16 protein-coding genes and 1 rRNA gene are annotated in these 19,397 nt (G+C 70.8%); all 17 read left to right on the top strand.

Annotated elements, in window-relative coordinates:
* Nucleotides 1-110 (top strand): 5S ribosomal RNA (gene rrf / locus ACBR40_RS46750); the annotation flags it as partial.
* A gap of 112 nt (nucleotides 111-222) precedes the next feature.
* Nucleotides 223-1,542 carry a folylpolyglutamate synthase/dihydrofolate synthase family protein gene (locus ACBR40_RS46745; protein WP_344218610.1) on the top strand — a complete coding sequence of 440 codons (1,320 nt, stop codon included), beginning with the start codon at nucleotides 223-225 and terminating at the stop codon, nucleotides 1,540-1,542.
* A gap of 70 nt (nucleotides 1,543-1,612) precedes the next feature.
* Entirely contained in the window at nucleotides 1,613-1,954 is a 342-nt protein-coding gene (locus ACBR40_RS46740) for a DUF4233 domain-containing protein (protein ID WP_371252919.1), read from the top strand.
* A gap of 68 nt (nucleotides 1,955-2,022) precedes the next feature.
* Nucleotides 2,023-3,615 (top strand): hypothetical protein, encoded by a 1,593-nt coding sequence (locus ACBR40_RS46735; RefSeq protein WP_371252918.1) that lies wholly within the window; start codon nucleotides 2,023-2,025, stop codon nucleotides 3,613-3,615.
* A 195-nt stretch (nucleotides 3,616-3,810) separates the two neighbouring features.
* Nucleotides 3,811-4,221: a nucleoside-diphosphate kinase gene (gene ndk, locus ACBR40_RS46730; RefSeq protein WP_090773482.1), complete on the top strand. Its 411-nt coding sequence runs from the start codon at nucleotides 3,811-3,813 to the stop codon at nucleotides 4,219-4,221.
* Between the two features lie 332 nt (nucleotides 4,222-4,553).
* On the top strand, nucleotides 4,554-5,585 hold the full coding sequence (locus ACBR40_RS46725; protein WP_344218620.1) for a rod shape-determining protein: 1,032 nt from the start codon (nucleotides 4,554-4,556) through the stop codon (nucleotides 5,583-5,585).
* The gene (gene mreC, locus ACBR40_RS46720; protein WP_344218622.1) at nucleotides 5,585-6,499 is read left to right on the top strand and encodes a rod shape-determining protein MreC; all 915 of its coding nucleotides are present in this window, start codon (nucleotides 5,585-5,587) and stop codon (nucleotides 6,497-6,499) included. Before ACBR40_RS46725 ends, mreC begins: the two co-directional genes overlap by 1 nt.
* Nucleotides 6,500-6,830: 331 nt before the next feature.
* Nucleotides 6,831-7,292, top strand: coding sequence for a rod shape-determining protein MreD (mreD, locus tag ACBR40_RS46715; RefSeq protein ID WP_344218624.1), 462 nt, complete (start codon nucleotides 6,831-6,833; stop codon nucleotides 7,290-7,292).
* The gene (gene mrdA, locus ACBR40_RS46710; protein WP_371252917.1) at nucleotides 7,289-9,334 is read left to right on the top strand and encodes a penicillin-binding protein 2; all 2,046 of its coding nucleotides are present in this window, start codon (nucleotides 7,289-7,291) and stop codon (nucleotides 9,332-9,334) included. The genes mreD and mrdA overlap by 4 nt, the downstream gene beginning before the upstream one ends.
* Nucleotides 9,331-10,497, top strand: a complete 1,167-nt coding sequence (gene rodA, locus ACBR40_RS46705) for a rod shape-determining protein RodA (RefSeq protein ID WP_329592039.1) — start codon at nucleotides 9,331-9,333, stop codon at nucleotides 10,495-10,497. The genes mrdA and rodA overlap by 4 nt, the downstream gene beginning before the upstream one ends.
* A 79-nt stretch (nucleotides 10,498-10,576) precedes the next feature.
* Entirely contained in the window at nucleotides 10,577-12,487 is a 1,911-nt protein-coding gene (locus ACBR40_RS46700) for a TIGR03960 family B12-binding radical SAM protein (protein ID WP_344218628.1), read from the top strand.
* 137 nt (nucleotides 12,488-12,624) lie between these two features.
* Nucleotides 12,625-13,392 (top strand): TIGR03936 family radical SAM-associated protein, encoded by a 768-nt coding sequence (locus tag ACBR40_RS46695; protein WP_344218630.1) that lies wholly within the window; start codon nucleotides 12,625-12,627, stop codon nucleotides 13,390-13,392.
* A gap of 461 nt (nucleotides 13,393-13,853) precedes the next feature.
* Nucleotides 13,854-14,030 carry a hypothetical protein gene (locus tag ACBR40_RS46690; protein ID WP_371252916.1) on the top strand — a complete coding sequence of 59 codons (177 nt, stop codon included), beginning with the start codon at nucleotides 13,854-13,856 and terminating at the stop codon, nucleotides 14,028-14,030.
* Nucleotides 14,003-17,038: a ribonuclease E/G gene (locus tag ACBR40_RS46685; protein WP_371252915.1), complete on the top strand. Its 3,036-nt coding sequence runs from the start codon at nucleotides 14,003-14,005 to the stop codon at nucleotides 17,036-17,038. The genes ACBR40_RS46690 and ACBR40_RS46685 overlap by 28 nt, the downstream gene beginning before the upstream one ends.
* 210 nt (nucleotides 17,039-17,248) lie before the next feature.
* A complete protein-coding gene (rplU, locus tag ACBR40_RS46680) occupies nucleotides 17,249-17,551 on the top strand; it encodes a 50S ribosomal protein L21 (protein WP_020546368.1) in 303 nt (100 codons plus the stop codon).
* 15 nt (nucleotides 17,552-17,566) lie between these two features.
* The gene (gene rpmA, locus ACBR40_RS46675; protein WP_012893687.1) at nucleotides 17,567-17,824 is read left to right on the top strand and encodes a 50S ribosomal protein L27; all 258 of its coding nucleotides are present in this window, start codon (nucleotides 17,567-17,569) and stop codon (nucleotides 17,822-17,824) included.
* A gap of 155 nt (nucleotides 17,825-17,979) precedes the next feature.
* Nucleotides 17,980-19,332 (top strand): GTPase ObgE, encoded by a 1,353-nt coding sequence (gene obgE, locus ACBR40_RS46670; RefSeq protein WP_344218647.1) that lies wholly within the window; start codon nucleotides 17,980-17,982, stop codon nucleotides 19,330-19,332.
* The last annotated feature ends 65 nt before the right edge of the window (nucleotides 19,333-19,397 follow it).

Genomic DNA, 19,397 nt, shown 5'->3' with positions numbered 1-19,397 from the left:
GTTATGGCGGGAAGGAAACACCCGGTTACATTCCGAACCCGGAAGTTAAGCTTCTCTGCGCCGATGGTACTGCACTCGGGAGGGTGTGGGAGAGTAGGTCACCGCCGGACAATCTTTATGGAGGGCCCCGACTGGTTCAGTCGGGGCCCTTCTGCATTTGTGCGGTGCCGCAGGGAGTGGGGCGTGGCCGGGAGCGGTGCGAGCAGTCAGTAGGGTTGAGGTGTGGATTATCGTGCCGTCGAACGCGCGATCTTGGAGCGCGGCGTCGAGTGGGACTTCGAGCCGACGCTGGACAGGATCGCGGCCCTGCTGGACCTGCTCGGCTCACCGCAGCGGGCGTACCCGGTCATACACATCGCCGGCACCAACGGCAAGACGAGCACCGCGCGGCTGACCGAGGCGCTGCTCAAGGAGCGCAACCTGCGGGTGGGGCGGTTCACCAGCCCTCACCTGGTGTCCATGCGCGAGCGCATCACCGTCGACGGTGAGCCGCTCAGCGAGGAACGCTTCGCGCAGGTCTACGAGGAGATCATCCCGTACGTCGAGCTCGCCGACACCCAGGGCCGGCGCATCCAGTTCTTCGAGCTGCTGACGGCCATGGCGTTCGCGGCGTTCGCCGACACGCCCGTGGACGTGGCGGTCATCGAGACCGGGATGGGCGGATCGTGGGACGCCACCAATGTCGCCGACGGCACCGTGTGTGTGATCACTCCTATCTCCCTCGATCACACCGACCGGCTCGGGCCCGACATCCCCAGCATCGCCGGGGAGAAGGCGGGCATCATCAAGCCCGGCGCCACCGCGATCCTGGCCCAGCAGGAGCTGGCCGCGGCAGAGGTGCTGATGCGGCGCTCGGCCGAGGTGGGCGCGGTCGTGGCGCGCGAAGGGCTGGAGTTCGGGGTGATGAGCCGCGAGGTCGCCATCGGCGGGCAGCTGCTCACCCTGCGCGGCCTCAAGGGCGTCTACGACGAGGTCTACCTGCCGCTGTACGGCGCTCACCAGGCGGGCAACGCGGCGTGCGCCCTGGCCGCCGTCGAGGCGCTGACGGGCGGCGACGACCCGCTCGACGCCGACCTCGTACGCCAGGCCTTCGCGCAGGCGTCCTCGCCGGGGCGCATGGAGGTCGTCCGCCGTACTCCGACGGTCGTCATCGACGCCGCCCACAACCCCGGCGGCATGCAGGCGACGCTGGAGGGGCTGCACGAGGCGTTCGACTTCGCGAAGGTCATCGGCGTGGTCGCGGTCATGCGCGACAAGGACGTCGAGGGCCTGCTGGAGCTGCTTGAGCCGATCGTGGACGAGATCATCGTCACGCGTAACTCCTCGCCCAGGTCGTTGACGGCGGACGAGCTGGCGGCGCTGGCCGAGCCGATCTTCGGCGAGGAGCGGGTGCACGTGGAGGACCGGCTGGACGACGCCATCGACAAGGGCATCGGCATCGCCGACGCCGAGGGTGAGTTCAGCGGCACCGGCGTGCTGATCACGGGGTCGGTCGTCACGGCGGGGGACGCGCGGCGGCTGCTGAAGGCGGACGGCGTCTGATGACCGGATGCGACGCGTCGGGCCCGCCGGGCGTACCGGCCCGGTTGATGAGGATGAAAGGGGGTTCGAGATGAGCTTTCAGGTGACGCCGGGCATGCGCAGGCTCGGCGCCAGCGTGCTCGGGATGGAGGCGATCGTCGCCGGGCTGATCACGCCTGTCGCGATCGTCATCGGCAAGGTCGAGCCCGCGCTGGCGGTGACCGTCGGGATCGGGCTGGCCATGCTGTGCGTGGTCGCCGCCGGCCTGCTCAAGAAGCCGGTCGGCTACCTGCTGGGCAGCGTCGTCCAAGTGCTGGCGATCGCGAGTGGGTTCCTGGTGACGTCCATGTTCTTCCTTGGGGCGATCTTCGCGGCGCTGTGGATCACCGCGATTATGGTCGCTCGCCGTGTCGAGGGCGCTACTACCCGCTAAAGTCGGCCTACATGGCCGTCCCCCCGATCCAGCGGTCGCTCCGTTCGGTTGCGCCCGGAAACAGCTGGTTGCTCGACACTCTGCTCGGGCTGCTGGTCGTCTGCGCGCTGCCGCTGGCGATCACCACGATCCCCAACACGCTCTCCGTCGTCGCGAGGCTGCTGCCCGCCGACATCGACCAGGTCGGGCTCATGCGTACGCACGGGCTCGCCCTGCCCGTGCTCATGCTGGCCGTGCCGCTCGGGGCGGTGGCGCTGCGACGGGTTCCTGCCGCGCACCTCATGCTCGCCGGGCTGGCGCTGGTGGCGCTGTCCGACGCGGCGGGCGGTTACGCGGTCAGTGAGCTTCTCGTCGGCGTCGTACGCGTGTTGCGCGGCGTCGGGTGCGGCCTGCTCGTGCCCGCCACGCTGGTCGCGGTCTGGACGCGTACGCCGGTGCTTCGCGGTCTGTGGGCAGGGACGTTCAGCCTGAGTCTGCTCACGGCGCAGGCGCTGGCGCTGTGGCCGCTGGACGCGGTCAGCAGCTGGAAGGTGACGTTGCAGCCGTATCCGCTGGTGACGGGGGTCGCGCTGGGGTTGGCGGCGGCGTACCTGCTGGCCTGGATGTTGCTCGGCCGGCCGGAGGCTCCCGTTTTCGCGGTGGGCGAGCGCGGCCGGCTGCTGCTGTGCGTCGTTCTGGCGCTCGGGATCGCCGTGGTGGCGATCAGCACGGCCTCGGCGGGCTGGCGGGCGCCTCCGGTGGTGCTGCTGGCGGCCACGGCCGTGTTCGGGCTGCTGGCGCTGGCGTCGATCGGGCCTGTGGAGAGCCGCCGGGCGGCGTACGTGCTGGTGGCCGTCGGGGTGGTGCTGCTGCCGAGTGCGGCTCAGGTGACGCTGGTGGAGATGGGCGGGCTCGGCGGGCCCGGGTTGCGGGGGCTGTGGATCCCGTACGTCGTCGCGGGAGTGCTGGCGATCGGCGCGGCGGTGGCTGTGCGGCTGTTCGCGGTGGGTGCCGGGAGATGGCTGGCGCCGCTGGGGCTGCTGTCCATGGTGGTGGGGTTGTGCTCGGTCCGGCTGGTGGTGCCGTCGGCCGACGGGATGGTGCTGGCGGTGCCGTTCACGTTGCTGGCGGTGGGAGCGGCGGTGGCCCTGACGGCGACGTTGCAGGAGGTCGGGATCGGGGCGGCGGCGTTCGGGCTGTCGTTGTGCGTGGCCGGGGTGCTGGCAGGGTTCCTGCTGGGGACCGGGGTGCAGATGGCGCTGCTGGACGGGGTCCGGTCGGCGCAGGAGCTGGTGGACAAGTTCGTGGGGGCGTTGCACTGGTGGGCGCTCATCGGCGGGTTCCTGCTGGTGGCGATCATCGTGCTGGCGGCTGTGCTGGCGCGGCGGTCCGAGGGCGACGAAGGAGGCAAACGGGCCTTCGAGGATGTCCTGCTCGTAACAGCCCCGCAGGGTGATCCAGGTGCGGGGAGCGAGGCCGTTGACTGCGCCGGTGAGCGGCGGAAATGGGGAGATGCCTTCGACGCCGCGGACGATTCTGGTCGGGGCGGGGAGCGGGGTCCGGGCGCGACTGAAGGTGGTCGGTCCGTGCCGGACGGGCCTGCGTTCGCCGAGGCCGAGGAGGGGCAGGTGCCCGCTGTTCCGCCTCAGGCGAAGTCACCTGAGGACGACCGTGCCCCCTAGACGGCGCCGTCCGGCCTCCACGACGGCCTGGAGGGCCGGGACGGGATCGCCGTACGAAACGAGGGTGCGGGCCCGGGACGGTAAGCTGAGGCCCGGCTACGGCGACGTCCGGGCCCGTGCCCGGCCGAGGCGTCCTCGCGATGAGGCCGGGGCGCCGGTAGCCGCGACCCCATTCTGTTCGAAGGAGAACTTCAAGTGTCCGAGCGCACTCTTGTCCTGATCAAGCCCGACGGGGTGAAGCGTGGCCTCATCGGTGACGTGATCGCCCGTGTGGAGCGCAAGGGCCTCAAGGTCGTGGCGATGGATCTGCGCACCCTCGACGCCGACACCGCCAAGGCGCACTACGCCGAGCACTCCGAGCGGCCGTTCTTCGGTGAGCTCGTCGAGTTCATCACGTCGGGGCCGCTCGTCGCCCTGGTGCTGGAGGGCCCCCGCGCCGTCGAGGCCTTCCGCGCGCTGGCCGGCGCCACCGACCCGGTGAAGTCCGCCCCCGGCACGATCCGCGGCGACCACGCCCTGGAGATCGGCGAGAACGTCGTCCACGGCTCCGACTCGCCCGAGTCCGCCGCCCGGGAGATCAAGATCTTCTTCCCCGACCGCTTCTAGTTACCTCGCCCTGACCGTCCCTTTCCGAGGGCCGCGAAGGCAACTCCCGCGCCCGCACAGTACTGCACGCTGTGCGGGCGCGCGTGTTTTTGTCGGTGGTCCTGCGTAGCGTGTGCCGCGAGAGTTGCGGGATGCCATGTGGGGCTTTTGGAACGGTCCAGCGGACGTTCGGGCGTTATGCGACAGTCTGGGCAAAATTGCGGTTGAGCTTGGGGCTGGAGATTTTTGAGGAGTGCGATGGCTCGTTGCACTCAGCGGTGGGTACGTCACGTTACGATTCGAATTCAATCCGTAGTCATTCGCGAACGACGTTACGGAGGGCTCCGTTCCCCATGGGCAGCAAGCTCGCGTTCCTCGGCCGTGACATGGCGGTCGACCTCGGAACCGCCAACACACTGGTCTATGTCCGTGGCCGCGGCATCGTGCTCAACGAGCCGTCCGTCGTCGCGATCAACACCACCACGGGCAAGATCGTGGCGGTCGGCATCGAGGCCAAGCGCATGATCGGCCGTACGCCCGGAAACATCGTGGCCGTCCGGCCGCTGAAGGACGGCGTGATCGCCGACTTCGACGTCACCGAGCGCATGTTGCGCTATTTCATTCAGAGGGTGCACAAACGGCGTCACTTCGCCAAGCCGCGCATCATCATCGCCGTGCCGAGCGGCATCACCAGCGTCGAGCAGCGCGCGGTGAAAGAGGCCGGCTACCAGGCCGGCGCACGCAAGGTCTACATCGTCGAGGAGCCCATGGCGGCCGCGATCGGCGCCGGGCTGCCGGTTCACGAGCCCACCGGCAACATGGTCGTCGACATCGGCGGGGGCACCACCGAGGTGGCGATCATCTCGATGGGCGGCCTCGTCACCAGTCAGTCGATCCGCATCGGCGGCGACGAGCTCGACCAGGCCGTCATCGCGTTTGCCAAGAAGGAGTTCTCGCTCATGCTCGGCGAGCGCACCGCCGAGGAGATCAAGATGGCGATCGGCTCGGCCTGCCCGCACGGCGAGGATCTGCACGCTGAGATCCGCGGGCGCGACCTCGTCAGCGGGCTGCCGAAGACGATCATCGTCTCCGGCGAGGAGATCAGGAAGGCGATCGAGGAGCCGGTCAACGCGATCGTCGACGCGGTCAAGACCACGCTCGACAAGTGCCCGCCCGAGTTGTCCGGCGACATCATGGACCGCGGCATCGCGCTCACCGGCGGCGGCGCTCTGCTCAGGGGCCTCGACGAGCGGGTCAAGGCCGAGACGGGCATGCCGGTCCACCTCGTCGAGAACGCCCTCGACTCGGTGGCCATCGGCTCCGGCAAGTGCGCCGAGGACTTCGAGGCGCTGCAGGAGGTCCTGGTGCCGGAGTCACGGCACTGATGAGGGACTCGCGCCGGGGCCGGCTGATCCTCGGAGTGCTGCTGACGGCGGCGCTGGTCATCCTGACCGTCGATCATCGCACCGGCGAGAGCTCGCCGCTGCGCCCGCTCCGCGCCGTCGGGGCCTGGGTCTTCGGGTCGGCCGAGCAGCTCGGGGGCGGGGTGGTGCGGCCGGTCACCACGTTCGTGCAGGCCGTGTTCACCGCGCCGGCGGCGCAGGAGCGCATCAAGGCGCTAACGGAGGAGAACGCCCGGCTGCGGACCGGGATGCTGTCCGACAAGCTCGACGCCGACCGCTCCAGCGAGCTGAAGAAGCTGCTGGGGCTGGCGGGAGTCGGCGGATACAAGATCGTCACAGGCAATGTGGTCGCGCGGCGAGGTCAGCCGGGGTTCGAGGACACCGTGCAGATCGACATCGGCAGCGCCGACGGGGTGCAGCCGGAGATGACCGTGCTCAACGGCGACGGGCTGGTAGGGCGGGTCATCCACGCCTCCACCACCAGCTCGACGGTGCTGCTGATCAGCGATCCGGCCTCGGCGGCGGGCGCGCGGCTGGAGGGCGGCAAGGAGATCGGCGTCGTCCACGGGGTGGGCGAGTACGGCAGGCTCGTGCAGTTCCGGCTGCTCGACTCCACCGCGCCGCTGGTGCGGGGCGGGCGGATCGTCAGCTTCGGGTCGCAGAACGGGCGGCCGTACGTGCCGGGGGTGCCGGTCGGGGTGATCGAGCGGGTCGAGTCCACGCCTGGAGAGCTGACGCGCATCGCCTATGCGCGGCCGTTCGCGGATCTGACGGCGCTGGACGCGGTGGGTGTGGTGGTCGAGGCGCCGAAGAGGGACCCGCGTGACGCGGTGCTGCCCGCCAAGGAGGGGGGCGCGGTGACGCGGACGCCTACGCGCCGAGGGGGGTCACGGTGATGCGGGCGTCTGTGGGCGGAGGGCGGTGCGCGGGGCCCCGGGTCCGGGGGCCCGTGTGCGGGATGCGGGGCCTGGGGGCGCGGGTCCGGGTGTCTGTGTGCGGGATGCGGGGTCTGGGGACGCGGGTCTGGGTGCCTGTGCGGCGAGGGCGGGTCGTGGTGCGGGCGCCCTGTGTGCGGGAGGCGGCTTGTGGTGTGTGTGCCTGCATGTGGGAGGTGGGTCCTAGCGGTGCGGGGCTCGGCTTCTGCCGGCGGGTGGGGGCGGTGCGGGGGGCTGCGCGGCGAGGGTGGGTTGTGGTGTTCAGGGGGCTGGGGCACGAGGAGGGGTCGCGGTGATCGGAGGACTGTGCGTGCTGCTGGCGCTGCTGGTGCAGGTCATGCTGGTCAACCGGCTGCCGTTGCCTGGCGGGGGAGCGCCTGATCTGGTGCTGTTGGCCGTGGTCGGGGCGGCTCTGGCGCGCGGGGCGGTGCCGGGGGCGGTGCTCGGGTTCTTCGCCGGGCTGGTGGTGGACATCGCGCCGCCGGGCGCTCATCTGGTCGGGCAGTACGCGTTCGTGCTGGCGCTGGTCGGCTACGTGGCCGGTCGGGGGGCGGGCGGCCCGGTGACCACCGTGGTGCTGTGCGTGCTGCTGGCGCCGCTGCTGGCCGTGGGCGTCAACCTGCTGATCGGGGACTCCCGGGTGACGCTGGCCACGTTGACCGGGGAGGTGCCCGTCACCATCGTCTACACGCTGCTCGTGTCCCCTGTCGTCATCTGGCTGGCCGCCCGCGGCGAGCCGAGGTACTCGACATGATCAGGATGCGGACCCGGCTGCTGGTGCTGCACGTGCTGGTGCTGACGCTGCTCGTGGTGCTGGTCGGGCGGCTCTACCAGGTGCAGGTGGTGCACGGGCAGGAGTTCGTGACGCGGGCGACGGAGACCAGGACGCGCACGGTGATCGTGCCGGCCGTGCGCGGGCAGATCCTCGACTCCTCCGGGCGGCCGCTGGTGCGCAACCGTACGGCGCTGGTCGTGTCGGTGGACCGCGCGCTGCTGTCCAGGACGCCGGACGGCGGGCTGAAGGTGCTGACCAAGCTGTCGCAGGTGCTCGGCAGGCCGGTGCAGGAGCTGCAGCGGAAGATCACGCCGTGCGGGCCGAAGGTGCCGAAGCCGTGCTGGACGGGGTCGCCCTACCAGCCGGTGCCGCTGGACGAGAAGGTGGACACCCGGGAGGCGCTGCAGATCCTGGAGCGCCAGGAGGAGTTCCCCGGGGTGACGGCGGAGATCCACTCCGTGCGGCAGTACCCGGGCGGCCGGGCGGGCGCGCAGATGCTGGGCTACCTGCAGCCGGTCACCGAGGAGGAGCTGGAGAAGCGCGAAGGGCTCAAGGCGGCCTTCTCCGGCGTCGACCTGGCCGGGCGCGACGGGCTGGAGTACGTCTACGACGACGCGCTGCGCGGCAAGGCCGGGCTGCGCCGGGTGCAGGTCGACCGGATGGGCAAGGCGCTCGGGGTGGAGGACCAGGTCACGCCCGTTCCCGGCGACCATCTGGTGACCAGTATCGACTCCCGGATCCAGGCGGTGACCGAGAAGGCCCTCGAAAGGGCCATGAAGTCCGCGCCGCAGGCCGACGGTGGGGCGGCGGTGGTGCTCGACGCGCGGAGCGGCAGGGTGGTGGCGCTGGCCAGCCAGCCCAACTACGACCCGGAGATCTGGGGCGGCGGGATCTCGGCGCGCGGCTACCAGCGGCTGATGTCGGAGAAGTCGGGCAAGCCGTTGGTGTCGCGGGCGATCAACGGGCAGTTCGCGCCCGGTTCGACGTTCAAGATCTCGTCGGTGACGTCGATGCTGCGGGCCGGCTATCCGCTGAACGGCACCTACGACTGTTCGGGGTCGTACAACGTGGGCGGGCGGGCCTTCAACAACTTCCGCGGCATCGGGCTGGGCCCGATGAACCTGCACACGGCACTGGTGAGGTCGTGCGACACGATCTTCTACCGGGCCGCGTACGAGCAGTACCTCAAGGACGGCGGGCGTTATCCGAAGAAGCCGCCGAAGGAGATCTTCGCGAACACGGCCAGGGCGTTCGGGTTCGGCCGGCCGACGGGCGTCGACCTGCCCGGCGAGTCCGGGGGCCGCATTCCCGACCGGGCGTGGAAGAAGAGCCTGTGGAACCAGACCAACGCGGTCACGTGCGAGCGCTCGCGCAAGGGCTATCCGGAGGTCAAGGACCGCGCGCGGGCGGAGTTCCTGAAGCGGTTGGCGCTGGAGAACTGCACGGAGGGGTTCCTGCTGCGGCCCGGCGACTCGGCCAACTTCTCCATCGGGCAGGGCGACGTGCTGGTGACGCCGATGCAGCTCGCGCGGGCCTACATGGCGCTGGTCAGCGACGGGAAGCTGCGCAGCCCGCGCATCGGCTGGGCGCAGGTGCGGCCCGACGGCAAGGTGGTCAGGACCATCCCCGTGCCGGTGGTCGGCAAGCTGCCGCTGAGCGAGAAGGAGCGGCACTACATCAAGAACGCGCTCAGCCAGGTCGCCCAGGACGGCACCGCGGCCGGGGCGTTCGCCGGTTTCCCGATGGACAAGGTGCGCGTGGGCGGCAAGACCGGCACCGCGGAGGTGTGGGGCAAGCAGGACACCTCGTGGTTCGCCTCGTTCGCGCCGACGAAGAACCCGCAGTACGTCGTGGTCGTCATGGTCTCCCAGGGCGGCATGGGCGCGCAGACCGCTGCGCCCGCCGCGCGTGAGATCTACGAGGGCATCTACGGCATCAAACGGACCCCGGCCGTGCCCGGGGGCAGGCTCACCACCAAACTGCCGGTCTTCCGGCCCGACGGAACGGTGGCGCCACGATGACCGCCCGCACCGCCGCCGTCCAGCGGCCCTCGCTGCTGCGCCGGCTCATGCAGGAGAACTCCGCGGTCCGCAGGCTCGACGGGCTCATGCTGGTGGCGGTCGCCGGGCTGTGCGTGATCGGCACGCTGCTGGTGTGGTCGTGCACCAGGACCTGGGCGCCCGGCTCCACCGGCCTGGTGAAGAAGCACATGCTCAACGAGGCCATCGGCGTGGTGCTGTGCGCCATGGTGGCGACCGTCGATCACCGGGCGATGCGGGCGTACGCGCCGCTGGTGTTCTTCGTGTCGCTGGTCGGGCTGGGGCTGGTGATCACGCCGCTGGGAGCGACGATCAACGGCTCGCACTCGTGGATCCTGCTCGGCGGCGGCTTCGCGGTGCAGCCGTCGGAGTTCGCCAAGGTGGGGCTGCTGCTGATCATCGCCATGCTGCTGGCGCAGCCCGCGGAGGGCACCGACCGGCCGCGCGGGCTCGACGTGATGCTGGCGATCCTGGCGGCGGTGATCGCGATGGGGCTGGTGATGCTCCAGCCCGACCTGGGCACGGCCATGGTGCTGGCGGTGATCACGGCGGCCGGGCTGGTCCTCGGGGGCGTGCGCAAACGGGTCATCGCGGGGCTGGTGGCCACCGCCGCGCTGGGGATCTTCTCGGTGTTCTACTTCCAGTTGCTGGAGCCGTACCAGGTGGCGCGGTTCACGGCGTTCGTCGATCCGAGCGTCGATCCGCGCGGCGTGGGATACAACGCGACGCAGTCGCTGATCGCCATCGGATCGGGGCAGCTGCTCGGCAAGGGGCTGCTCGGCGGCGGGCAGACGACCGGGCGGTTCGTGCCCGAGCAGCACACCGACTTCATCTTCACCGTGGCTGGCGAGGAGTTCGGCTTCCTCGGGTCGGCCGCGGTCGTGGTGCTGCTCGGGGTGGTGCTGGTGCGCGGGCTGCGCATCGCCCGCAAGTGCGAGGACCGGTTCGGGACGCTGGTCGCCGGCATGATCGTGTGCTGGTTCGGCTTCCAGACGTTCGTCAACGTCGGCATGACGATCGGCATCATGCCGATCACCGGCCTGCCGCTGCCGTTCGTGTCCTACGGCGGCACGGCCACGTTCGCCAACCTGATCGCGATCGGGCTGCTGCAGGCCATCAAGGTGCGGGGTCAGTCGTTCCTCTGACCGGCCGGGGGTGGCGCTGACCGGGCGTGAGCGCGCTTGCCGGATTTGCCACCGCCCAGGCCCCGCTACCCTTGACGGTATGCCTGTCGAGTCGATTTTCCACCGCCTGGAAGCGCTGCTGCCCAAGGTGCAGAAGCCCATCCAGTACGTCGGAGGTGAGCTCAACTCGACCGTCAAGGACTGGGACTCCGCCGACGTGCGATGGGCGCTGATGTACCCGGACGCCTATGAGGTCGGGCTGCCCAACCAGGGCGTGGCGATCCTCTACGAGATTCTCAACGAGCTGCCCGGCACGCTCGCCGAGCGCACCTATGCCGTCTGGCCCGACCTGGAGGCCCTCATGCGGGCCGAGGGCGTGCCGCAGTTCACCGTCGACGCGCACCGCCCGGTGCGCGCCTTCGACCTGCTCGGCGTGTCGTTCTCGACCGAGCTCGGCTACACCAACCTGCTGACCGCGCTCGACCTGGCCGGCATCCCGCTGGAGGCAGCGGACCGGGGCGATGACGATCCGATCGTCATCGCGGGCGGCCACGCGGCCTTCAACCCCGAGCCGATCGCGGCCTTCGTCGACGCGGCCGTGCTGGGCGACGGTGAGCAGATCTCCATCGCCATCAGCGAGGTCGTGCGCGAGTGGAAGGGCGAGGGCAGACCCGGCGGCCGTGACGAGCTGCTGATGCGGCTGGCCGAGTCCGGCGGCGTCTACGTGCCCAAGTTCTACGACGTCGACTACCACCCGGACGGGCGCATCAAGCGGGTCGCGCCCAACCGGCCCGACGTGCCCTGGCGGGTCCACAAGCACACCGTGATGGACCTCGACGAGTGGCCCTATCCGAAGAAGCCTCTGGTCCCGCTGGCCGAGACCGTGCATGAGCGGTTCAGCGTGGAGATCTTCCGCGGCTGCACCCGCGGCTGCCGGTTCTGCCAGGCGGGCATGATCACCCGTCCCGTGCGCGAGCGGTCCATCACCACGATCGGGGCGATGGTCGACAACGGCATCAAGGAGTCCGGCTTCAACGAGGTCGGCCTGCTGTCGCTCTCGTCGGCCGACCACTCCGAGATCGCCGAGGTCGCCAAGGGCCTGGCCGACCGCTACGAGGGCACCAACACCTCGCTGTCGCTGCCCTCGACGCGGGTCGACGCGTTCAACATCGATCTGGCCAACGAGTTCTCCAGGAACGGCCGGCGCTCCGGTCTGACGTTCGCCCCCGAGGGCGGCTCGGAGCGGATGCGCAAGGTGATCAACAAGATGGTCAGCGAGGACGACCTCATCCGCACCGTCACCACCGCCTACTCGCAGGGGTGGCGGCAGGTGAAGCTCTACTTCATGTGCGGCCTGCCCACCGAGCAGGACGAGGACGTGCTCGGCATCGCCGACCTGGCCAAGAAGGTCATCAAGGCCGGCCGCGAGGCCACCGGCAGCAGAGACATCCGCTGCACGGTCTCCATCGGCGGGTTCGTGCCCAAGCCGCACACGCCGTTCCAGTGGGCCGGGCAGGCCGACCACGAGACCGTCGACCGGCGGCTCAAGGCACTGCGCGACTCGCTGCGCGGCGACAAGGAATACGGCCGGGCCATCGGCTTCCGCTACCACGACGGCAAACCCTCGATCGTGGAGGGCCTGCTGTCGCGCGGCGACCGCCGGATCGGCGCGGTCATCCGGGCCGTCTGGGAGGACGGCGGCCGGTTCGACGGCTGGAGCGAGCACTTCTCCTACGAGCGCTGGATGGCCGCGGCGGACAAGGCCGGCATCGACGTCGACTGGTACACCACCCGCGAGCGGGAGGAGAACGAGGTCCTGCCCTGGGACCACCTCGACGCCGGCCTCGACCGCGAATGGCTGTGGCAGGACTGGCAGGAGGCGGTCTCCGGAGGCGAGGTCGAGGACTGCCGGTGGACGCCGTGCTACGACTGCGGCGTCTGCCCCACCATGGGCACCGAGATCCAGATCGGGCCGACGGGACGGAAGCTCCTTCCGCTCACCGTGGTCTAGCGCGCTCAGTGGGCGAGCCGTGCCTCGTTGTACACGTCCATACACCGGGGCGGCTTATCCTGAACGAAGGAACTCTTACAAGGGAAGGACGACAGACTCTGAAACCTGTTCCCGAAGGGCCTCCGCCCGCGCCCACGGTGCAGCGCCTGCGTGTGCGTTACGCCAAGCGCGGCCGCCTGCGCTTCACCAGCCACCGCGACATCTCGCGGGCCGTCGAGAGGGCGGTTCGCCGTGCCGGCATTCCGGTGGCCTACAGCGCGGGTTTCTCGCCCCACCCCAAGATCTCCTACGCGGGCGCGGCGCCGACCGGCGTCGCCAGCGAAGCCGAATACCTCGAGATCGGCGTGACCACGCCGTGTGACCCCGAGCAGGTCAGGTCCAGTCTGGACGGATCGCTGCCGCCGGGGCTCGATGTGCTCGACGTCGTGGAGGCGGGTCAGGGTGGGCTGGCCGACCGCTTGGAGGTCTCCGACTGGGAGGTGCGCCTGCCCGGTGCCGATCGCGAGCTCGCCGAGGTGGCGGTGGAGAAGTTTCTCGCGGAGGGCACCGTGGAGGTCGAACGCCTCACCAAGAAGGGACCCCGCCGCTTCGACGCGCGCGGCGCCGTCCTGGGGCTGACGGTTTCCGAGGGAACAGAAAGAACCGCAGCTCAGGTGCAGAGAGAGCCGTGTGTCATACTGCGCATGGTTGTTCGGCACATGACGCCTGCAGTTCGACCCGACGATGTGCTCACAGGGCTGCGCCTTGTGGCCGACTTCGCGCCGCCGGTTCCCCCCGAGGTGACCAGGCTGGCGCAGGGGCCGCTCGACGCCAGCACCGGTGCGCTTGCCGACCCGCTCGGCCTGGACCGCGACACGACGCGCGGCGGCGAGGCGGGACCGGCGGGTGAGCACGTCGGCGGTTGAGGACGCGCCCAGCATGCGCCGGGCACGACCGCTGACAGGACTTGGCGTCGGCGACTCCGTCACGGAGGCGCCGGCGGACAACTGAGACACGATGGCTCCTGCGCGGCGCGGCGACGCGCCCGGGAGCTGACGGGAGAGCGCCCGCATGCTCGACAACGAGCCCAACGCCGGGGCCACTGGCCCCGACGGGGAGACAACTGAACAGTCAACGGGGACCAGGCGCCGCCGCGCCGCCAGCCGGCCCGCGGGGCCGCCGCCCGAGCTGCCCGAGGAGCCGGCGCAGAAGCCGGTCACCGTCATCGCCGCACAGGCCGCGCCGTCGGTGTCGGTGTCGGAGGGCGCGCCGGTGCGGGGCACCGTGGTGCGCAGAGCGGCCGGGTCTCCGGACGCCGAGGTCGCTGTTGCCGTGGAGAACGGGAGCGGAAGCGGCGCCGTGAGCGGCGCTCGCGGGGCCGGTGGGGGTGCGGCTGAGGCCGGCCCTGCTGGTGGCCTTGGTGCTGCCGGGGCTGCTGGTGGCGCTGCCGCTGAGGGTGGCGCTGGTGGCGCTGCCGCTGAGGGTGGCGGTGCTGACGGTGGTGCTGGGGCTGGTGTCAGTCCGGTGGAGGCCGCTGTGGCCGGGGCCGTGGCGGACACGGTGAGCGAGGCCGGAGCCGGCGAGGAGAAGCCCAAGAAGACGTCGCGTACGCGGTCCACCGCGACGACGACGCGGCGGCGTACCACGAAGAAGGGCGCCGAGGCCGAGGAGGCCGGGGCCGAGAGCGGCGCCGGTGCGGCTGTGAGCGCCGAGGGTGCTGCCGCCGGTGCGGTGGAGAGCGGCGTGGCCGCGGCTCCCGCAGAGGAGGCCGCGCCGAAGCGGCGTACCAGGACTCGTAAGAAGGCCGGTGAGGACGTGGCGGCGGAGGCCGTCGCGCCCGCCGGGGAGCAGGGCGTGCCGGCCGCCGGCGCGGCCGAGGCCGCCGCTGGGCCGGTCGCTGGTGTGAGCGCGGCCGAGGGTGTGGGTGCCGGGCAGGTCGGCGCCGAGGGTGCCGGACAGGCCGCGGCACAGGGCGTTGAGGAAGCCGCCGAGGAGGCCGGGAGCGGCCGTGGCACGGGCAGTCGGAGGACGCGCACCCGCGCCACGACGACGCGTAGCCGGCGCGCGGCCGCCGCGGAGGCGGCGCCCGGCGAGACGGGCGAGGACGCGGGCACGCAGGGAGCCCTTCCTGACCAGGCTGGCGCCGGTCAGGGTGCGGCGGTCAGCGGTGCTCGGAGCGCTGAGGCCGGCGCCGGTCAGGGCACGGCGGCTGGAGGTGTCCAGGGCACGGAGGTCGGTGCCGGTCAGGGTGTGGCGGCTGGTGGTGCTCGGGGTGCTGAGGCCGGTGTCGGTCAGGGTGCGGCCCCCGGTGGTGTTCAGGGCGCGGTGGCGGCCTCTGGCGGGGATGTCGAGGGGGTTGAGGGGGAGGACATCATCGAGATCCTTCCCGAGGACGAGCCGCTCGATGACGAGCCCGCCGGTGAGGACCTCGACGAGGAACCGACCCGGCCGAGTCTGCTGGCGGACCCGTTCGGGTTCTCGGCTCGCCATCACGACGAGCCCGGAGCCGCGTTCCAGCGGCCCGCGGCCATCTTCGCGCCGCTGTTCCAGGCGCCGGATCCGACGCAGGCCAAGCCGGCCGTGACGCGGCGTCCCGAGCCGCCCCAGCCGGTCGAGCCGGAGGAGGCCGAGGACCTGGTCGAGGAGGGCGTCGAGGACGAGACCGACGCCGAGGCCGCCGAGGAGCCCGAGGAGGAAGAGGGCGGCGGCCGTCGCCGCCGTCGCCGCCGCGGCGGACGCGGGCGCGGCAAGGCGCGTGAGCGTGGCGAGGGCGAGGACGGCGAGGACCAGGACGAGGAGTCCGAGGAGGAGCCCGCCGAGGAGCCGGCCGCGCAGGAGGAAGAGGAGAGCTCGTCCTCACGCCGCCGCCGTCGCCGTCGCCGCAGGGGTGGTGACGAGGGCGCCGAGCCGGCCAGCGACGACCCGCCCAACACGGTGGTGCGCATCCGCGCGCCGCGCTCCGGCCGTACCGGTGCGCTTGAGACCGCCACGGACGGCGTGCAGAGCGTGCGCGGCTCGACCCGGCTGGAGGCCAAGAAGCAGCGCCGCCGCGAGGGCCGCGAGCTGGGCCGCAGGCGTCCGCCGATCATCACCGAGTCGGAGTTCCTGGCCCGGCGCGAGTCGGTCGACCGCATGATGGTGGTGCGCCGCCAGGGCGACCGTACGCAGATCGCGGTGCTGGAGGACGGCGTGCTCGTCGAGCACTACGTCAACCGCGAGGCGAGCCAGTCGTACGTGGGCAACGTCTACCTCGGCAAGGTCCAGAACGTGCTGCCGTCGATGGAGGCGGCGTTCGTGGACATCGGCAAGGGGCGCAACGCGGTCCTGTACGCCGGTGAGGTCAACTTCGACACCGTCGGGATGGAGGGCCAGCCGAAGCGCATCGAGTCGGCGCTGAAGTCCGGCCAGTCGGTGCTGGTGCAGGTCACCAAGGACCCGATCGGGCACAAGGGCGCGCGGCTCACCTCGCAGATCAGCCTGCCTGGGCGTTACCTCGTGTACGTGCCGGACGGGTCGATGACCGGCATCAGCCGCAAGCTCCCCGACAAGGAGCGCACCCGGCTCAAGAGCATCCTGAAGAAGGTCATGCCGGAGAACGCGGGCGTCATCGTGCGCACCGCGGCCGAGGGCGCCTCCGAGGACGAGCTGGCCCGCGACGTGGCCCGGCTGTCGGCCCAGTGGGAGAGCATCCAGAAGAAGGCCAAGTCGGCCAGCCCTCCCGAGCTGCTGTCCGCCGAGCCCGACCTCACCGTCCGCGTCATCCGTGACGTCTTCAACGAGGACTTCACGAACCTGGTCGTCCAGGGCGACGACGCCTGGGACACGGTCGACGACTACGTCAAGTACGTCGCGCCGCACCTGGGCGAGCGGCTGTCGAAGTGGGACGGCGAGCAGGGCGACGTGTTCGAGGCCTACCGCATCGACGAGCAGCTCGGCAAGGCGCTGGAGCGCAAGGTGTGGCTGCCGAGCGGCGGTTCGCTGGTCATCGACCGCACCGAGGCGATGACGGTCGTGGACGTCAACACCGGCAAGTTCACCGGCCAGGGCGGCAACCTGGAGGAGACGGTCACCAGGAACAACCTGGAGGCGGCCGAGGAGATCGTGCGCCAGCTCCGGCTGCGCGACATCGGCGGCATCATCGTGATCGACTTCATCGACATGGTGCTGGAGTCCAACCGCGACCTGGTGCTGCGGCGGCTGCTGGAGTGCCTGGCGCGCGACCGTACGAAGCACCAGGTGGCCGAGGTGACCTCGCTGGGCCTGGTGCAGATGACGCGTAAGCGGGTCGGCCAGGGGCTGCTGGAGGCGTTCTCGACGCCGTGCGAGTGCTGCAACGGGCGCGGGCTGATCGTCTCGACCGAGCCGGTCGAGAGCAAGCCGGAGCCGCGCGGCACGCAGGGCAAGATGGCCGTCGAGAAGGCGGTCTCGGACAAGGTTTCCGCGGCCAAGGACACCTCCGGCCGTGATACCGTGACCGGTGCGCTTGATGATGTCCCGGCTGAGGACGACCAAGCGGGCCAGACTTCCGGCAGAGGGCGGCGACGCTCCCGCCGAGCGAAGTCCGCCGACTAGCCTTTGGCGGACATCCGACGATCCGTCCGGTTCGCCTAGGGGGCCGTTAATCCGGTACCCTGGTGAACCGGTGCGTCAGGTGACGCGCCCTGTTGGCGCGCCTACTCGGTTCGTCGGTTCGAGACAGGACCGAATGGCAGGCGCAGCATTCGGCGGTCGTTCCCTCAGGGGACGGCTGTGGCAACAGCGAGTCAGTAGAAGGGTTCCGCGGTGTACGCGATCGTTCGTTGCGGCGGCAGGCAGCAGAAGGTCTCCGTCGGTGACGTCCTCGAGGTGGACAAGGTCGCCGGCGAGGTCGGCTCTTCGGTTTCGCTGCCGACGGTGCTCGTCGTCGACGATGGCGACGTGACCACCGAGGTGGGCAAGTTCATGGTCAGCGCCGAGATCCTCGGTGAGACCAAGGGCCCGAAGATCCGGATTCTCAAGTACAAGAACAAGACCGGTTACAAGAAGCGCCAGGGTCACCGTCAGCGGTACACCCAGGTGAAGATCACCGGTATCGACCAGGCCTGATCGGGAGTTTGAGAGATGGCACACAAGAAGGGCGCGTCGTCCACCCGGAACGGCCGTGACTCCAATGCTCAGCGCCTGGGCGTCAAGCGCTTCGGCGGCCAGCTGGTCAACGCGGGCGAGATCATCGTCCGTCAGCGTGGCACCCACTTCCACCCCGGCGACAACGTCGGCCGTGGTGGCGACGACACGCTGTTCGCGCTGGCCGCGGGTCACGTGCAGTTCGGCGTCAAGCGCGGCCGTCGGGCCGTGAGCATCGTCCCCGTCGCGGAGTAGTTCTCCGCTCCCGTCACGGGGGTCGTTGCACCATCGCGTCAAAGGGGTGGATCGCGCGGGCGATCCACCCCTTTCGCGTTTCCGGGGCCTGGGTAGGGTCCCGTTCGACGAGTTGAGAGGCCCCCTGGGCGGGGGCGATGGAGGAGTGCTGCTGCATGCCGGACTTCGTGGACCAGGTGGTCCTGCACGTCAAGGCCGGTGACGGGGGAAACGGGTGCGCCTCCATCCACCGGGAGAAGTTCAAGCCCCTCGGCGGTCCTGACGGTGGCAACGGCGGGCGCGGCGGCGACGTCATCCTTGAGGTGGACCCCAACACCGCGACCCTGCTCGACTACCACCGCCGCCCGCACCGCAAGGCCGAGAACGGCAAGCAGGGGCAGGGCTCCAACCGCGACGGCGCCAACGGCGAAGACGTGGTCCTGCCGGTGCCCAACGGCACGGTGGTCAAGGACGCCCGCACCGGCGAGGTGCTGGTGGACCTGATCGGCGCCGGCACCCGGTACGTCATCGCGCAGGGCGGCCACGGGGGCCTCGGCAACGCCGCGCTGGCCACGGCCAGGCGCAAGGCGCCGGGGTTCGCGCTGCTCGGCGAGCCGGGCGACGGGCTCGACGTGATGCTGGAGCTGAAGAGCGTCGCGGACGTGGCGCTGGTCGGCTTCCCGAGCGCGGGCAAGTCGTCGCTGATCGCGGCGCTGAGCGCGGCCAAGCCGAAGATCGCCGACTATCCGTTCACGACGCTCGTGCCGAACCTGGGCGTGGTGACGGCGGGCGAGACCGTGTTCACCGTGGCCGACGTGCCGGGGCTGATCCCGGGCGCCTCGCAGGGGAAGGGGCTCGGGCACGAGTTCCTGCGGCACGTCGAGCGGTGCGACATGCTCGCGCACGTCATCGACTGCGCCACGATGGAGCCGGGACGCGACCCGGTCAGCGACTACGAGGTGATCGAGGCCGAGCTCGCCGCGTACGGGAAGCTGGAGGACCGGCCGCGCATCGTCGTGCTCAACAAGGCGGACGTGCCGGACGCGCGGGAGCTGGCCGAGCTGGTGACGCCGGAGTTCGAGGAGCGCGGGCTGCGGGTGTTCACGGTGTCGGCGGCCACGCATGACGGGCTGCGCGAGCTGACGTACGCGATGGGGGAGTGGGTCGCGGCGGCGCGGGCCAGCAAGCCGGTGGAGGAGCCCACCCGGCTCGTCATCCGGCCCAAGCAGCTCGGGGACGCCGGGTTCAAGGTCCGGCGGGTCAACGAGAACCTGTACCAGGTCACCGGCGAGAAGCCGGAGCGGTGGATCCGGCAGACCGACTTCACCAACGACGAGGCCGTCGGCTACCTCGCCGACCGTCTGGAGCGGCTGGGGGTCGAGGAGGAGCTGGCCAAGGCCGGGGCCACGGCGGGTGCCGAGGTGGTCATCGGGCCCATGGAGGGTGGCTACGTGTTCGACTGGCAGCCGACGCTGAGCGCGGAGTCCACGCGGCAGGGGCCGCGCGGCACCGACAACCGGCTGGGCTGAGGCCCGGTACGCGACGGGGTCAGGGCTTGAGCCCATGAGGCCGGGGACGGCGTCATGGCTTGAGC

This window comes from Nonomuraea sp. AD125B (assembly GCF_041402765.1).
Classification (GTDB): Bacteria; Actinomycetota; Actinomycetes; order Streptosporangiales; family Streptosporangiaceae; genus Nonomuraea; species Nonomuraea bangladeshensis.
Note: the sequence above shows the minus strand (reverse complement) of the source record. Positions and strands in the feature narration are given on the sequence as shown.

Excerpts from the sequence above, each read along its gene's own strand:
- ACBR40_RS46740 (WP_371252919.1), top strand. The coding sequence starts at position 1,613 with ATGAGCTTTCAGGTGACGCCGGGCATGCGCAGGCTCGGCGCCAGCGTG.
- ACBR40_RS46725 (WP_344218620.1), top strand. The coding sequence starts at position 4,554 with ATGGGCAGCAAGCTCGCGTTCCTCGGCCGTGACATGGCGGTCGACCTC.
- mreC (WP_344218622.1), top strand. The coding sequence starts at position 5,585 with ATGAGGGACTCGCGCCGGGGCCGGCTGATCCTCGGAGTGCTGCTGACG.
- mrdA (WP_371252917.1), top strand. The coding sequence starts at position 7,289 with ATGATCAGGATGCGGACCCGGCTGCTGGTGCTGCACGTGCTGGTGCTG.
- rodA (WP_329592039.1), top strand. The coding sequence starts at position 9,331 with ATGACCGCCCGCACCGCCGCCGTCCAGCGGCCCTCGCTGCTGCGCCGG.
- ACBR40_RS46700 (WP_344218628.1), top strand. The coding sequence starts at position 10,577 with ATGCCTGTCGAGTCGATTTTCCACCGCCTGGAAGCGCTGCTGCCCAAG.
- rpmA (WP_012893687.1), top strand. The coding sequence starts at position 17,567 with ATGGCACACAAGAAGGGCGCGTCGTCCACCCGGAACGGCCGTGACTCC.
- obgE (WP_344218647.1), top strand. The coding sequence starts at position 17,980 with ATGCCGGACTTCGTGGACCAGGTGGTCCTGCACGTCAAGGCCGGTGAC.